This window comes from Vibrio sp. 03_296 (genome assembly GCF_002265885.1).
Map to the genome: position 1 here is coordinate 1 of NZ_NPKW01000852.1, position 940 is coordinate 940.

The 940-nt window shown below is 38.9% G+C and carries 1 protein-coding gene; it reads left to right on the forward strand.

All coding sequences use genetic code 11. The features are described from left to right. Nucleotides 1-829 precede the first annotated feature (829 nt). Nucleotides 830-940, forward strand: a 111-nt coding sequence (locus tag CIK04_RS34620; protein WP_325205951.1) for a hypothetical protein, incomplete at its 3' end; no start/stop codon positions are given.

Below are 940 nucleotides of genomic sequence, written 5' to 3' on the forward strand. Positions count from 1 at the left end.
AAACTAGTCCATACACTATGATATCTAAACTTTGGCTCCCTCTTCGGGAAGTGACTAAAGTTCACCCAACATGTCTTTCAGTCCATTAAGCCAAATCCCAATCGTCTTAGCATTTTAGAGATTGCTACTTTCCACAATCTTCCCCTACCAACCAATCCAGTGGTTATTTTTTGACCGAACAGAGCATTTTTTCAAAAATTTCTAGCTYMAAAATCTCGATAAAACTCAATGCGTATAGGTTTAGATAAATAATCTCAAATTCGACGTCGATTCTTTCTACGTATAGACAAATAATGTCAAAAGTAAATATTTTATTGTTAATTTTCAATACCTTACACCATTGACGACTGTGATTTTTGGCCGTACTTTCCGTGACGAATGACTTGCATTCGATAAAAAACGGAAAATATTATGAAAACATATTACAACTACAAAGTTACCAACTGTAAAAGACTACATCGACGCATATCTCATAGAGAGAAAATATTGTTCAGCTCCCTCGACATTAGCCTCCGATCTCAGCAGAACAAAGAATATAAACGAGGCATTGGGAGAGTTCGCCATCAATGCAGTTAGCCACTCTCAGATTAATACGCTTCTAGTAAGTTGGCACGAGCGCTTTAGCAACAAAACCATCAACGAAACATCTGACATCTTGCGTTCGTATTTTTTTTGAAAGCGGTACGTGATGGCGTAATTGCCCGAAATCCAATGAAAGGCGTACAGAACTACAAAACGGTAGAACTGGAGCCAAACCCTTTCACAAAAAAGGAATTAGCACGGATGTATGAGTGCAAGAATGTCTGTAACCCAAGGACAGAATGCCGTAATGCTGAATCTGCTGACAGGTCTTCGTATCAGTGAACTAATAGCATTGTCTTGGCAAGATATAAACTGGGAAACGCGAAGTGCTCTATGTCCGTCGCGCTTGTGTATTGAA